The sequence below is a fragment of the Aquimarina sp. AU119 genome, assembly GCF_900312735.1.
GTDB lineage: Bacteria > Bacteroidota > Bacteroidia > Flavobacteriales > Flavobacteriaceae > Aquimarina > Aquimarina algiphila.
This window is the reverse complement of sequence record NZ_OMPF01000022.1, coordinates 540,087-555,668: the sequence shown is the minus strand read 5'-3', so window position 1 is coordinate 555,668 and position 15,582 is coordinate 540,087. Positions and strand designations below refer to the sequence as shown.

General features: G+C 30.8%; 14 protein-coding genes. 13 read left to right on the top strand and 1 reads right to left on the bottom strand.

Annotation, left to right across the window (positions count from 1 at the left end; genetic code table 11):
• Nucleotides 1-160 precede the first annotated feature (160 nt).
• A complete protein-coding gene (locus DK442_RS20275) occupies nucleotides 161-802 on the bottom strand; it encodes a hypothetical protein (protein ID WP_109437710.1) in 642 nt (213 codons plus the stop codon).
• 365 nt (nucleotides 803-1,167) lie between these two features.
• Between DK442_RS20275 and DK442_RS20270 the strand changes: the two genes are divergently transcribed.
• The 13 genes from DK442_RS20270 to DK442_RS20210 are packed head-to-tail and all read left to right on the top strand — an operon-like array spanning nucleotide 1,168 to nucleotide 15,553.
• Nucleotides 1,168-2,166: an SDR family oxidoreductase gene (locus tag DK442_RS20270; protein ID WP_109437709.1), complete on the top strand. Its 999-nt coding sequence runs from the start codon at nucleotides 1,168-1,170 to the stop codon at nucleotides 2,164-2,166.
• A 30-nt stretch (nucleotides 2,167-2,196) separates the two neighbouring features.
• Entirely contained in the window at nucleotides 2,197-3,480 is a 1,284-nt protein-coding gene (locus DK442_RS20265) for a nucleotide sugar dehydrogenase (RefSeq protein ID WP_109437708.1), read from the top strand.
• Nucleotides 3,481-3,529: 49 nt separating this feature from the next.
• Nucleotides 3,530-5,071 carry a lipopolysaccharide biosynthesis protein gene (locus DK442_RS20260; RefSeq protein WP_109437707.1) on the top strand — a complete coding sequence of 514 codons (1,542 nt, stop codon included), beginning with the start codon at nucleotides 3,530-3,532 and terminating at the stop codon, nucleotides 5,069-5,071.
• Between the two features lie 6 nt (nucleotides 5,072-5,077).
• Entirely contained in the window at nucleotides 5,078-6,361 is a 1,284-nt protein-coding gene (locus DK442_RS20255; protein WP_109437706.1) for a hypothetical protein, read from the top strand.
• A gap of 24 nt (nucleotides 6,362-6,385) precedes the next feature.
• The gene (locus tag DK442_RS20250; RefSeq protein ID WP_109437705.1) at nucleotides 6,386-7,354 is read left to right on the top strand and encodes a polysaccharide pyruvyl transferase family protein; all 969 of its coding nucleotides are present in this window, start codon (nucleotides 6,386-6,388) and stop codon (nucleotides 7,352-7,354) included.
• Nucleotides 7,355-7,378: 24 nt separating this feature from the next.
• Nucleotides 7,379-8,443, top strand: coding sequence for an acyltransferase family protein (locus tag DK442_RS20245; RefSeq protein ID WP_109437704.1), 1,065 nt, complete (start codon nucleotides 7,379-7,381; stop codon nucleotides 8,441-8,443).
• Nucleotides 8,444-9,550, top strand: a complete 1,107-nt coding sequence (locus DK442_RS20240) for a glycosyltransferase family 4 protein (RefSeq protein WP_109437703.1) — start codon at nucleotides 8,444-8,446, stop codon at nucleotides 9,548-9,550.
• The gene (locus DK442_RS20235; RefSeq protein ID WP_109437702.1) at nucleotides 9,550-10,752 is read left to right on the top strand and encodes a glycosyltransferase; all 1,203 of its coding nucleotides are present in this window, start codon (nucleotides 9,550-9,552) and stop codon (nucleotides 10,750-10,752) included. The genes DK442_RS20240 and DK442_RS20235 overlap by 1 nt, the downstream gene beginning before the upstream one ends.
• A gap of 50 nt (nucleotides 10,753-10,802) precedes the next feature.
• Nucleotides 10,803-12,287 (top strand): AMP-binding protein, encoded by a 1,485-nt coding sequence (locus DK442_RS20230; protein WP_109437701.1) that lies wholly within the window; start codon nucleotides 10,803-10,805, stop codon nucleotides 12,285-12,287.
• Nucleotides 12,288-12,311: 24 nt separating this feature from the next.
• Complete coding sequence (locus tag DK442_RS20225; protein ID WP_109437700.1) at nucleotides 12,312-12,551, top strand: acyl carrier protein; 240 nt, start codon at nucleotides 12,312-12,314, stop codon at nucleotides 12,549-12,551.
• Nucleotides 12,552-12,561: 10 nt separating this feature from the next.
• Complete coding sequence (locus DK442_RS20220; protein ID WP_109437699.1) at nucleotides 12,562-14,007, top strand: MBOAT family protein; 1,446 nt, start codon at nucleotides 12,562-12,564, stop codon at nucleotides 14,005-14,007.
• A 6-nt stretch (nucleotides 14,008-14,013) separates the two neighbouring features.
• Nucleotides 14,014-14,946: a hypothetical protein gene (locus DK442_RS20215; RefSeq protein ID WP_160114269.1), complete on the top strand. Its 933-nt coding sequence runs from the start codon at nucleotides 14,014-14,016 to the stop codon at nucleotides 14,944-14,946.
• Nucleotides 14,947-14,992: 46 nt separating this feature from the next.
• Nucleotides 14,993-15,553, top strand: a complete 561-nt coding sequence (locus DK442_RS20210; protein WP_109437697.1) for a serine O-acetyltransferase — start codon at nucleotides 14,993-14,995, stop codon at nucleotides 15,551-15,553.
• The last annotated feature ends 29 nt before the right edge of the window (nucleotides 15,554-15,582 follow it).

The window sequence follows — 15,582 nt, the reverse complement described above, 5'->3', positions numbered from 1 at the left end:
CGGTGATGAGTAATACGTTTCAGATTATTAAACTAAATGTAAATATTTTGCTTTTATCATTTTTTATAAATGCCAAGTTTTAGATTTGGTTACTTTGCAAATAAGCATAAACCTTTCTATTAAGCTTAAAAGTGTTATGTTTTCTTACACCTTATAATGATTACTTCTCAAAAATAGTTAGTAAATTAGATTCACCTCCATCATGTTCTTGTATGTAGCTGTAAAAGGGAGATATAATCTGTATATCAGAAAGTAGATTTTTTAAGTCTAGTTTGAGGAGTATTTCTTCGAAAATAGCATAAGCTTTTAATATGATTAATTCATTAATATAGTCATTTTCATACTCCAGATCGCAGTCATCAATTTCATCATAATACAAAGCATCTTCTTTTATCTCGTTATAATTAAATATTTTAATAGGTCCTATTTCACCTACTACTTCATTATCTAATCGATTTGAAAGTGATAGTTCTTTATCCATAAAAGAATCTGGTTTTAAGGCACCGTATGCGCTTAAAAATAATTCACCGCCGTCTCTATTAAAGTAGAATACAAGTGCTTGAATAGGTTTTTTGCCAATTAATAGCTCCTTTAATTGGGTAAAAAAAGCGCTTAGTGTATCAGTCGCGCCCGAATCTACTTTCATAGAGTCAATCAAATTTAATGTTTGATATAAATGTTTTTTAATTTTGTCGTTAACCGCCATTAGTTCTGAATCATCAAATCCTTCAATTTTGGAAAAATAGTCAGCTTTTTTATTTGTATATTCTTCAAGACAACTTTTCTGTTTTCTGTTTTTCATATTTTGATTACTTTATGTTGGATAATTAACCATAACAAAAATATATAATACACTATGCGGATGCTACCCGGTTTACCGTGAATAAATAAGATTTGCTAATTCACACAAATTCTAGTTGTAAATTAAGAAAACGTTATAGTTCATAAAAAATATGATTATTGATAAGTTGTTGGTTTTTAGATTCTTGTGTTTTATTTTTTAGCATAGCTTATCTTTTTTTAATCAATTATGGGTAACGAATTCTAAATAGGGGTAAAATCCCCTTTAACATATGTTGTTTGTTGTGTAAGTAAATGTTAATTTCGCGCTGGCTATATTAATGTATAGTCTTTGGGACTTAAAAACAGGGAATTAAAACAGAATAAATGAACACTAAACAGCTGGAACACCTTCGTTCCTCAAAAATACTTGTGACTGGTGCAGCCGGTTTTATCGGGTCTAATCTTTGTGAAGCACTTTTGGATATTGGGAGTACTGTAATAGGGCTGGATAATTTTGCTACAGGACATAAAAAAAACCTTTCAGCGTTTATAGAAAATTCTAATTTTACTTTTATTGAAGGAGATATTAGAAACCTAGAAGATTGTAATAAAGCATGTGATGGTGTGGATTTTGTATTACATCAGGCAGCATTAGGTTCTGTTCCACGATCAATTAATGATCCTATTACAACTAATGATGTAAATGTCGGTGGATTTCTTAATATGTTAGTTGCTTCTCGTGATACGGGTGTAAAACGTTTTGTTTATGCGGCAAGTTCTTCCACTTATGGAGATTCTAAAGCATTGCCCAAAATAGAAGAAAAAATCGGAAAACCTTTATCTCCATACGCTATTACAAAATATGTTAATGAATTATATGCGGATAATTTTAAAAGAACGTATGATTTAGATACAATAGGTTTGCGCTATTTTAATGTTTTTGGACGTAAACAGGATCCTAATGGAGCTTACGCTGCTGTAATTCCAAAATTTGTAATGCAGTTCATGAAATATGAATCTCCGGTAATTAACGGAGACGGCGAGTTTTCAAGAGATTTTACCTATATAGATAATGTAATTCAGATGAATTTGTTATCCATAGTATCTGAAAATACTGAAGCTTTAAATAATGTGTATAATACAGCTTTTGGGGAAAGAACGACATTAAATGAGTTAACGACACTTTTAAAAGAATATTTGTCAGCATATGATAATGCTATAGCAAATGTAGATGTACAGTACGGACCAGAACGAAAAGGAGATATACCACATTCTTTGGCATCGGTTGATAAAGCAAAGAAATTTCTAGAATATAACCCTAATTTTGATATAAAAACAGGATTAAAAGAAGCAGTAAAATGGTATTGGGAAAATTTAAAATAATTCCAAATTTCCAGTAAATAAAGAATCAATATGCAGGATATTAAGATTGCCGTCATTGGATTAGGATATGTAGGATTACCTTTAGCAAGGTTATTTGCTACTAAATACCCAGTAATAGGTTTTGATATTAATCAAAAAAGAATCGAAGAGCTGTCTTCTGGAACAGATTCTACTTTAGAAGTAGAAGATGATTTGTTACAATCAGTATTGAAAAGTAATGCGGATTTAAAAGAGAATGGGCTTTATTGTTCATCTAATCTAGAAGATATTAAGGAGTGTAATTATTATATAATTACAGTTCCAACTCCGGTAGATAAAAATAATAGACCTGATCTTACTCCCTTATATAAATCAAGTGAAACCGTAGCAAATGTGCTTAAGAAAGGAGATGTTGTGGTGTATGAGTCTACAGTGTATCCTGGGGTTACAGAGGAAGAATGCGTTCCTGTATTAGAAAAAATAAGCGGATTAAAATTTAATGAAGATTTTTTTGCAGGATATTCTCCAGAGCGAATCAATCCAGGCGATAAAAAACATACCGTAGAGAAAATCCTTAAGGTGACAGCGGGATCTACTCCAGAAATCGGCAAAAAAGTAGATGCTTTATATGGTTCTATAATTGCCGCGGGAACTCACCTTGCTCCAACAATCAAGGTTGCAGAAGCAGCTAAAGTTATTGAGAATTCGCAAAGAGATATCAATATTGCTTTTGTTAATGAGTTAGCTAAGATTTTTAATCTAATGGATATTGATACTAATGATGTATTGGAAGCTGCTGGGACAAAATGGAATTTCCTTCCTTTCAAACCAGGTTTGGTTGGTGGACATTGTATAGGTGTGGATCCTTACTATTTGGCACAACGAGCTCAGGAATTTGGATATCATCCAGAAATTATTCTTGCCGGACGTAGATTAAATGATAGTATGGGACAGTATGTAGCATCAGAAGTTATTAAGCTTATGGTAAAACATGATATCCATATCAAGGGAGCTAATGTATTAGTGCTTGGAGTAACATTTAAAGAAAATTGCCCTGATGTTCGTAATACAAGAGCTGTAGATGTTATTCAACAATTAAGTGATTTTGGTACAAATATCACAGTGTATGATCCTTGGGCAAATCCCGATGAAGTAATGCATGAATATAATCTAAAAACAACGACTGATTTACCTAATAATACTTATGATGCTGTTGTATTAACCGTAGCACATAAAGAATTTTTGGATATTAATTTGAAATCTTTACTTGCACCGAATGGAATTCTTTATGATGTAAAAGGAATTCTAAAAGAAGAGGTACACGGGAGATTATAATTAAGATATTTTTAGTTACAGTATTTAAACAACTAATAAACCAACTAGTTTGAGCCAACTAAAAAAAGGTGCGTTACTTACGTATTTAAAAATTATACTTACCAATATTATTGGAATAATGATGACTCCATTTATCGTTAGCAATATAGGGAAGGATGAATACGGTATATTTAATGCCATTGGTGCATTAATAGGGACAATAGCACTCCTGGATTTTGGTCTTACAAATACTGTAGTTCGTTTTGTAGCAAAATATAGAGCAGAAAAAGATAGAGAAGGAGAAGAAAATTTTTTAGCTACGATTAGATTGTTATATCTGGTTATTTCTGTACTTGTAGTATTGTTAGGGGTTATTTTTTATTTTTTTATAGACTCTTATTTTACCAAATTTAGTGCAGAAGAACTTGAGATCGCAAAAATCATGTTTGCCATTTTGATCTTTAATTTAGCGATTCAATTACCAGGTATGATTTTTACAGGAATCTGTAAAGGTTATGAAGCATTTGTGTTTCCAGAATCTGTTGGTATTATTAGATATTTATTAAGGTCAGCGACAATTGTTGCTGTACTTTTATTAGGAGGTAGAGCAATATCTCTTGTTATTGTCGATACTATATTTAATATTTTTACTATTTCGGTATCAGCATATTATGTTCTTGTAAAGCTTAAGGTCAGATTTAAACTTCATAAGTTATCTAAAAAATACATTATTCAGATTTTTAAGTATTCTACTTGGATCTTTGTATTCTCTCTTGTAGGAATGTTACAATGGAAATCGGGAAGTTGGATATTGGGCTCTATGAGCGTACCAAAAGTTCTAGGAATTTACGGAATAGGAATCGCATTGGGGACATATTATGGTACTTTCTCGACTGCAATATCAAGTGTTTTTTTACCCAGAGCAACACAAATGTCAGTGAATAATGCAAGTGGCGAAGAATTGACTAATATGATGATTAAACTGGGGAGATTATCGTTCATTATTTTAATGTATGTATTGGGAGCATTTACGTTGTATGGAGAACAATTTGTGAACCTATGGGTTGGAGGAGGAGTTTCAGAAGACGATGTTAGGTATACAATTCAGGAGTGTAGGGAGATTTATATTATTGCATTAATGATTATGGTGGCATACACGATTCCTTTGCTACAAGCCTTTGGGAATTCTATTTTAGAAGCAAAAAATAAATTGTCATTCAAAGCGATCTTGTATTTGGTATTTATGGTACTGGGAGCAATTGTAGGAGGTGTTTTAGCAATCCAATATGGAGCAGTTGGAATGATCTCGGGATTGATTATAGGATGGTTGATCGTTCAAAATACTATGAATTTTTACTATCATAAAAAGATAGGACTCAATATCATTCGATTTTTTAAAGAATTACTTTATAAATCTTTCCCTGTTGTAATTAGTGTTGTGGTTATTGGCTATTTCATTAATTATATACCAGGTGACGGATGGTTGAATTTTATTTTTAAAGGAAGTGCATACACAACTGTTTTTGTTTTACTTATGTATTTTCTGGGGATGCTTGACTATGAGAAAGAATTGTTTTCAAAACCAATTGCTTCAATATTGAGGCGAAAATAGATTGTAATGGAAAAACTAATACTTCATACAATATCATATATAGAGGAAGGCAAGAAAATTGTTTATGATTATTCTGCCAATACTCAGATTCAGAAATACTTCAATAAGGATAAACCTTTCTATTCTAAATATGGGGTTGATGTGAGTAGTACTCCCGATAGTATTGCTGTGATACCATTTTTATCTAACATGATGCCTATTGCATGGTATGCTGGATTTATAGTCGAAGTTGAAGAAGTAGATGAAGATTTTTTTAATGCTCTTAAACTTGTGGAAAAGGAATTTCAAAAACGAGATTCTTTGCAAAATACAGAAGGTGGATTAGTTGCAAAAAAACTAGTTAAAAATCAAATTAAAGGAGATAGATCTTCAATGCTATTTAGTGGAGGTGTAGATGCCTATGCTACTTATATAAGAGTTTTTGAGAAAACACCGGATTTGGTTACAATTCTTGGAGCAGATATAGAGATAGATGACCATTCTCAATGGAAAGATTTTACCGATTTTATAGAAACAGAGAAACTTCTAGAAAAAAATAATCAGGAATATATAGAAACGAATCTAAGAGAGTTTTATACGTATCAAGTAGAATTACTTCTTAAAGATATTGGATGGTGGGGTAAGGTTCAACATGGATTAGCTTTAATCGGAGCATTAGCACCTTTGTCTTTTATATATAATTATACCTCGATTTATATTGCATCATCGTATACTGATCATATTGATATTGATTGGGGATCTACTCCAGAATTGGATGAAAAAATTACATGGGCTGATGGAGTACAGGTTTTTCATGATGGATATGAATTAAAAAGGCAAGATAAAGTAGATTTGATAGCACAATTTGCTACATATACTGATAATAAATTTAAACTTAGAGTTTGTTATTCTGAATTAAGAACAGAGTTTAATTGTAGTAATTGTGAGAAATGTTTTAGAACAATTTTAGGGTTAATTCTAAATGGAAAAAATCCTAATGATTATGGGTTTAATGTTGATGGAAATGTATATGATCAATTTTATGAAGTATTAAATATTGGAGCAGCAAGTAAAGGGGTGCAATACTTTTGGTGGGAACTCATGGAAAAAGCCAAAACTGTTGATGACTTTTTCGTTTTTGGTAATAAAGAAGCAGAAGTAAAACAAATAAATAGAATTAGAGAAGGAGAAATTCATCAACTTTTAGAAGACAAGATGAATACCAAACAACATACAAAACAAAGGATGAGATTTATTATCAGAAATAAATTTCCCTGGTTACAAAAGTTATATAGAAAAATAAGATACTAATAGAATCAAAGAAAATATATTGAGATGAAATACGGATTACTTACATATGTTGAGAATAAGCGGTTTTTCAATGTTGGTGACAATATTCAGAGTTTAGCTGCAAAACAGTTTTTGCCAAAGGTCGATACGTTTTTAAATCGAGAAAAATTAGGAGAGTATCATGGAGATCCGGTAAAACTTATAATGAATGGTTGGTTTACCCATAATACTCATAATTGGGTGCCATCTGATGATATAGATCCTGTATTTGTTTCTTTCCACATGAATAATACGGCGGCACCAGCAATGCTTAGCGAAAAAGGTATTGCTTACTTGAAAAAACACGAACCTATAGGATGTAGAGACCAATTTACAGCAGATACATTAAAAGCTAAAGGGATAGATGCTTATTTTACAGGTTGTCTTACATTGACTTTAGACTCTTATAAGGTTGATGATGCTGAAAGAGGAGAGGACATCTATATTGTAGATCCTTTATACAGTTACCCAAGACCAGAAAAAGTGTTTTATAACACAAAGTTGACAATCAAAAATATTCTTAATGGCACAGCTTTTAAGCTAGGTAAAAAGAATAAACACCTTAAAAACTTTATTAGTGAAGAGGTATTAAAGACAGCAGAATTCATTAATCAGGAACCGCCATCAAATGAATACACAGATGAAGAAAAGTTCGAAATGGCAGAAAAACTTTTGCATAAATATGCAAAAGCTAAATTAGTGATTACTTCAAGAATTCATTGTGCTCTTCCTTGTTTGGCTATGGGAACTCCAGTGATTTTCATCAATGGTTTTGATAGTTTTGTAGATTCTTGTCGATTCGATGGTATTTTAGAATTATTCAATCGTATAGATATCGATAGTAAAACAGGGAAGTTTACTGCTAATTTTCCGTTAGAAGGAAAAATAGATAAAAACACCATGGTCAAAAACTTAGAAAAACATCATGATTTGGCCAATGCTTTAAAAGAAAAAGTGAAAAGTAAATTAAACTAAACTAATTAATTTTCCGGGGGGATTATGGACAAAAGTGTTAGTAATAAGATACGTATTCTTTCATTCTACTCTATTTTTATGGTAGTAGTTTGTCATGCGTATAATTTGACAAATCTGGATATTGAAACCAATAGGGATGTAGTGTACTATATTGAGTATATATTTGCATTGGAGTTATCCAATATCTTCATACCCATGTTCTTTTTTATCTCTGGTTTTCTATTTTTTAAAAATCACGACTTATCAGTGTTTACTTTTAAAAGAAAGATCAAGAATAGGTTTAAAACACTGGTAATCCCTTATTTTCTTTGGTGTGGATTATGGTTTTTAATTGTATATGGTGTTCAGTTTATTCCTATGCTATCTCATTTTTTTGAAGAGCCATTGCATGAAATGCCATTATGGAAACAAGCATGGTTAGCATTTGTAGACCCCATAAATTATACATTTTGGTTTATTAGAGAACTCATATTTTATGTATGGTTAACACCTCTTATTTACCTTGCTATTAAATACTTAAAATTTTATTTTTTAATATTTCTATGTGCTTTACTCTTTTTGCAACAACCCAGTTTGTTTTATGTAAATAACGTGTATCTATTGCAGTTTCTAGGATTATTTTCATTTACATGTGGAGCCTACACTTCGATTAAAAAACTTAACATTATATCTAATTTTAAACCCCCTGTATATTTAGCATCAATTGTGATTTGGGGAATAGGTATCTTTTTAAATTTTTATGTTCGTGATGCATATGAAGAAACTCATATTATCTCTATACTCTGTAAAAGAATAACGATGTTTATTGGGTTTTTTACAGTTTGGACAATGTATGACTTTATCAATAGAAAATATGAATTTACCAATAAGCCACTTTATGGGTATCGTTTTTTTATATATGCAGCCCATGGTGTAGCATTAACATATTTTACCAAAATATATGTAAAATATATTGGAGAGAACGATATTGTGTTGTTACTATTATTTTTTGTAAGCTCTATATTAGCAACACTAGCCTGTGTAGCATGCGCTAAATTGCTTCAAAAGACAACCCCAAAAGTGTATTCACTTTTAACCGGAAGTAGATAAATGATTAAACTACTCTACATAACTAATAAAACATTTGGCCCAGGAGGTTTAGAACGGGTATTGTCTATTAAAGCGAGTTATCTGGCTGATCATTTAGATTATGAAGTTCATATAGTAACATTGGATCAGGAAAATGAAGAAATGTTTTATGACTTTAGTTCTAACATTATTCATCATGATATTGTCACAAGTAGTAATCCAATCCGATTTTTACGAAGCTATATTAAGGGGCTTAGAAAAATTGTAAAAGAGATTAATCCTGATGTAATCTCTGTATGTGATGATGGGTTAAAAGGATTTGTAGTGCCTATATTAATAGGTAAGCCTTGTCCAATGATTTATGAAAGACATGTGTCTAAGAACATTGAAATAAAAAGTGGAAAACCATCTTTTAAAAATAGAGTATTTACAAACCTAAAATTCAGACTAATGAATTTTGGAGGGAAAAGATATGATCATTTTGTAGTATTAACCAACGGGAATTTGAAAGAATGGGATTTTAAAAATCTTAAAGTAATTCCTAATCCATTATCGTTCTATCCAGAAGGGCAAAGTACATTGAATAATAAAAGAGTATTAGCTGTAGGTAAACAGAGTTACCAAAAAGGATATGATAGATTATTGCAAAGTTGGAAATTAGTGACACAGAAATACCCTGATTGGACATTAGATATTTATGGAACCATCAATGCAAAAGAAGGATTAGACAAAATGGCTGGTGATTTAAAAATAACAGAACAAGTAAATTTTCATGAACCAGTAAGAAATATAGCAGATAAGTATCAAGAAGCTTCAGTATATGTGATGTCTTCTAGATATGAAGGTTTTGGGATGGTTTTGACCGAAGCAATGGCCTACGGTGTTCCATGTGTTTCATTTGATTGTCCTCATGGTCCATCAGATATTATTTCTGATAAAACAGATGGTATTTTGGTAGAAAATAATGATATCACTGCTTTTGCAGAAGGGATTATGTTTTTGATAGAAGAAGATGAAACCAGAAAAATAATGGGAAACAAGGCAAGAAAAGCTGTCAAACGATACCTGCCAGAAGAGATCATAAAAGAATGGAATCAATTATTTGTTAATTTAACACATAGCAATTAATGAAAAATATTTTACTAATTATACCGTACGGGGGTGTCGGAGGAATGGAAAGATTAGCCTTTTCTTTTTATAATTTTTATAAAAAAGAAGGGCACTTCATTAAAGCTGTGAAGTTTATAAAAATGAAGAATGATATCATTAATTTCGGAGAAGATGAGTTGTTTTTTTCTGATCGGGATTTTAGTGAAATGTCAAAAACTGAACGATTAAAATTTTATGTTTCTATTCCATTTCAACTAAGAAAAGTAATTAAAAAACATAAAATCACACATTCTATTTCATTTGGAGCAATGCCAAATGTATATAGTTCTTTGACGTATACCAAGGATTATAAAATAGCAAGTATACATGCGTTAAAAAGTGTTGAGCTTAGTAACAATTCTTTACTAAGTAAAATGACAAGATTTGGATATAAGTATACGTACAAAAATCTGGACAAAGTAGTTTGCATTAGCAATGCTATCAAAGAGGATTTGATAGAGAAATGTAACTTTAAATTTGCTAATAAACTAAAGGTGATTTATAACCCTCATGATGTTGATGAAATACAAAAACGATCATTAGAAGAGATTACCGAAAAAGAAGAAGTAGCCTTATTAGCATCTAATTCTGTACTTTTTGTAGGAAGGCTATCCACGCAAAAATCTCCATGGCACTTAATCAAGGCATTTTCTTTGGTATTAAAAAATGTACCTGATGCAAAACTTATTTTTATAGGTGATGGTGATGCAGGAGTATTGAAACATCTCGAAGATCTAATCGAAGATTTGGGGGTTAAGGAGCAAATACATTTTTTGGGAAGAAAAAAGAATCCGTATAAGTATCTGGTGAATACCAAAATGTTGGCTCTAGCTTCTCATTATGAAGGTACACCAAACGTAATTGTCGAAGCAATGTGCCTGGCAACTCCTGTTGTATCATCATGTTGTACTTATGGTATTGTTGAGCTGATGAGTCTAAAAGCACAAACAGTAGAAGACAAAATGATAGAGGTAGAAGCAGGAATAATTACTCCTAATCTGTATAAAGATAGATTAGGTATTCCTGATACAAGTGATTTTATCGATGAAGAATATGTGTTGGCAGAGGCTATTGAAAAAGTTTTAAAATCTTCAGTTTACAAAGAAAATTTAGAAGAAAAAAGAGAAGAATTATTAACAAAATTTAACCTGGAAAAAGTGGCTAGTGAGTATTTGAAATAGAAAAATTTCAGAATAATCATAAATTGTTATTAACAAAAATAATCAATCAAATGAACTTAATTTCAGACATACAAAGATCTATTGAGAAGAATTATAATAACAATGCTTTTTGTTTTAGTAATACTTATTATACGTATAAAGATTTTGCAGAAGTCATATCAGCAATACGAATAGAGATTCAAACTCATGTAAAAAGGGATGAGATTAATATAGGTTTAATTACTAATGACGACATTTATACCTATGCTTCGATAATTGCATTGTGGATGGAAGGTAAGGCATATGTTCCTCTACATCCTGATTTTCCTCTTGATAGAAATACTACGGTAATAAAACAAGCAGATATTATTACGATTTTAGATTCTTCTGATGATAAAGTGTTTTCTGAATATCATACCATCTTAACAAAAAACAGTAATACTACACAAATTGATTTATTACCAGTGCGAGTAACCAAAGATGATTTAGGGTATATATTTTTTACTTCGGGAACTACAGGTACGCCAAAAGGAGTTCCCATTACTTTTGGTAATCTATCTGGTTTTATGGATGCGTTTTGGGAACTAGAGTATACCATTACTGATACCGATAAGTGTTTGCAAATGTTTGAGTTGACATTTGATCTATCTGTAGTATCATATTTGGCTCCTTTACTTAAGGGAGCTTGTATTTATACAATACCAAAAGATGAGATTAAGTATAGTTATATATTTGAGTTAATGGAAGATCATGAATTAACTTTTGCGTTAATGGTTCCTTCAATACTTCATTATTTACGCCCTTATTTTGAGGAAATTGATTGTCCGGCAATGAAATATAGCCTTTTTTGTGGAGAAGCTTTGCCTCTAGATGTTACCGAAGAATGGAGTAAATGTATTCCAAATGCTACCATCGCTAATGTATACGGCCCTACAGAATGTACTATATTTTGTACCGATTATACCTATAAAAGAAATGGGGATAACAAAACACATAATGGAGTTTTGACTATTGGTAAAGATATGAAGAATACCAAAACTATTATTGTGGACGATGATAATAACGAAGTGCAAGAGGGAGGAAATGGAGAGTTATGTTTAAGTGGTATACAACTTACTCCAGGGTATTGGAAAAATGAAGAAAAGAATAAAGAAGTTTTTTTTACTAAAGAATATCAAGGAGAAGAGACAAGGTTTTATAGAACAGGAGATTTGTGTACTGTAGACAATGAAGGAGATATACTATATTTGGGAAGAGTTGATTTTCAGGCTAAAATTCAGGGATTTAGAGTAGAATTATCAGAAATTGAATTTCATGCTAAAGCAGCTTTAGATAAATTAAATGTTGTAGCTATTGCTTTTACAAATACTATTCAAAATACAGAAATAGGATTGGTATTAGAATCCGCAGAATTTGAAACAAAACAATTGTTGGAAGATTTAAAAAAAATACTTCCACAGTATATGATACCGACTCAAATCAAATTTGTAAATAGCTTTCCATTAAATACAAATGGAAAGACAGATAGAAAAAAATTAAGTAAACTATTCAGCTAACATTAGAGAGCTAATTATATTATTATGGAAGTAGATGTTATAAAGAGTAAAATAAGTGATGCATTAGTATCTATACTAGAGCATGATAACTTTGAGATGCATGATGAATTAACCGCAAAAGATGTAGATGGTTGGGATTCTCTATCGCATATGATGATTATAACCAAAATCGAAGAAGAATTTAGTATTCGTTTTAAGTTAAGAGATCTTAATAAACTAAAAAATATGGGATCACTGGTTTCGGTAATTCAAACTAAAATTTAATTTGTAAGTAGTGGTTTTTAATTCATTAGATTTTGTTGTTTTTATTATTCCAGTGTTTTTATTGTATTGGCTGGTTTTTAGTAAATCTAACATATATCAAAACCTTTTTTTATTAGCAGTCAGTATATTCTTTTATGCTTGGGCAGATTGGAGATTTTTGATTTTGCTGTTAGGTAGCACCCTTATTAATTATTATCTGGGGTTAAAAATCTATAGAACTCCAGAAGATCGTAAAAAAAGCATTTTCTTATATATTGGTTTGGTATTTAACGTTGGCCTTTTGCTTTATTTTAAATATTTCAATTTTTTCTATGAAGGTTTTTATGAGATTCTAAATTTTTTTGGTAGTACATCAACGTATAATTCATTGGTGATATTACTGCCTTTGGGAATTAGTTTCTTTACATTTCAGACTCTGGGATATTTAATAGATGTCTATAATGAAGAAATAGAGCCAAGTGAAAATCTTTTAGATTTTTCTGTGTTTGTAACATTTTTCCCTAAAATTCTTTCGGGTCCTATAGAAAGAGCATCAAGCTTACTACCTCAGATTAAAGAAAAAAGAGTTATATCGTATGAAGTTTCAGTAGATGGATTACGTCAAATATTATGGGGATTATTTGCCAAAATTGTTGTTGCAGAAAATTGTGCATTAATCGCCAATCCGATTTTTAATAATTATGAGAATGAATCAGGTAGTACATTACTTTTAGGAACTTTTTTCTATGCGATACAATTGTATGCAGATTTTTCTGGATACTCTAATATGGCTATTGGGGTTTCTAAACTATTTGGAATACAGTTGATGCGTAATTTTTCTACTCCATTTTTTTCAACAAACATTAGTGATTTTTGGAGAAAATGGCATATGTCGTTAACAACATGGATGATGGATTATGTATTTACTCCATTGTCATTTACATTGAGAAGACATCAAAAAAAAGGATTAATTATCTCCATTATTACCACTTTTGTTTTAGTTGGGTTCTGGCACGGAGCTAATTGGACATTCGTAGTTTATGGACTGCTTCATGGTATTTATTTTATACCATTAGTATTTTCTGGAAAAATGAATACATCAGAAATTGTGGCAAAAGGAAAATTGCTTCCTTCTCTAAAAGAAGTTTTTAAGATGATTCTTTTGTTTGTCTTAATTATGCTTACTGATGTTTTTTTTAGAGTAGAAAGCGTTTCTGTTGGGTTTGAATACCTTAAAAGAATTTTTTCGTTAAGTATTATTGATTTGCCTTCTGTATTGTTTTCTTCTACTACATTAATTACTAGTGCATTAATAGGCTTTTTTATTTTAGTAGAATGGGTGAACAGAGAAAAGAAACATGATTTTGAAATAGGAAATTATAATATTTATCTTAGATGGATTTCTTATATATTCATTTTTGTTTTGATATTAATTTTTGGAAAAAGTGCTGAAACATTTATATACTTTCAATTTTAAAGAATTATGAAACAATTACTTTTAAAGTTGTGTCTTTTTTTTATTTGCTGTTTGGCAATAACCACTTTTGTGTTAGTGCAATATGGAGGGAATGTTGATTATTTTTATCAAAAATTCACGACACCTAAAGCTGTATCAATGGTGATAGGAGATTCTAGAAGTATGCAAGGTATACAACCCAAAGTAATAAATGAACGGTTAAAAGAATTAGAATATGAGTTACCAATTTTTAATTATAGCTTAACTATTGCAGAAACTCCTATTGGCCCTTTATATAATAAAAGCATTGAGAAGAAATTAGATGAAACTTCGAAGAATGGAGTTTTTATAATTTCTGTTACCCCGTGGATGTTTGGATCTGATAAGAATAATGATCATAGTAAAGGTGAATTTAGAGAAGCTGGTAGGCCTCCTCATAATATGAGCTTTGTCAATGTAAACCCTAATTATGAATACCTTTTTAAAAACTTAACTTATTTTCATTTTAAAGCACTTTTTAGAAAGACATCGACCATGCATAAAGATGGATGGCTTGAAGAAAATAATTTACCAACAAATCCAAAAGTTTTTGATGAATGGAAAAAGAGACAAGGTAGATTGTTTGATAAAATGATAAGGAATTATAAGGTATCTTCATTGAGGTTAAATAGCCTTGACGATTTAATTAAAAAGCTGAAGAAGCATGGAAGTGTTTACATGGTGAGAATGCCTATTGACCTTGATTTTGTTGCTGTCGAGAATTCATTCTATCAAAATTTTGATAAGGATATGAATACTGTAGCAACATCTAATCAAATCGATTATTTTAACTTTAATGTATCAAGTACACATACAAATTTTAAAACATATGACGGTCATCACCTGGATAAGCATGGTGGGTTAGAATTTACTGGTATACTTTGCGATTCGATAATAAGAAGTGTAAGTAAATTGAAATGAGAATTGTAACAAACAGAGAAACACATAAAAATAAGATAAATAGTATATGAAATCAATACTTGTAGCCATTTACAAAATATTTCTTATTCCACACATATTTGTATACAAATTGAGTAAGAATAGAAATAAAATTGATATGGATATAGAACGATGGGCATCTGTAAAAGGGATGAATATGGGTAAAAATGCGCTACTTCTTGATTTTTTGGCAAATTCACCAGATTTTAGAACTATATTTTATTTTAGAACAAGAAGCCTGGTATCCCATATTCTTAATCTATATTGCAGAAAACAGAAAAATTTTATTATTGATATTACTACCAAACTGGGTGGAGGAGTTATAACCGGGCATCCGTATTGTACAATCTTAAACGCTGATGCTATAGGGGATAACTTCTATGTAAATCATTTGGTAACCATTGGAGAAGAAAAAGGAAAAAGACCTACGATAGGTAATAATGTATCTATTTATACTGGAGCTATTGTAATAGGAGATATTACTATTGGGGATAATTGTATTATCGGAGCAGGTAGTGTGGTTACCAAGAGTATTCCAGATAATTGTACGGCGGTTGGTAATCCCGCTAGAATACTTAATAAAAAGTAAGCGTTATGAAACAAACGATTAAATAGGAG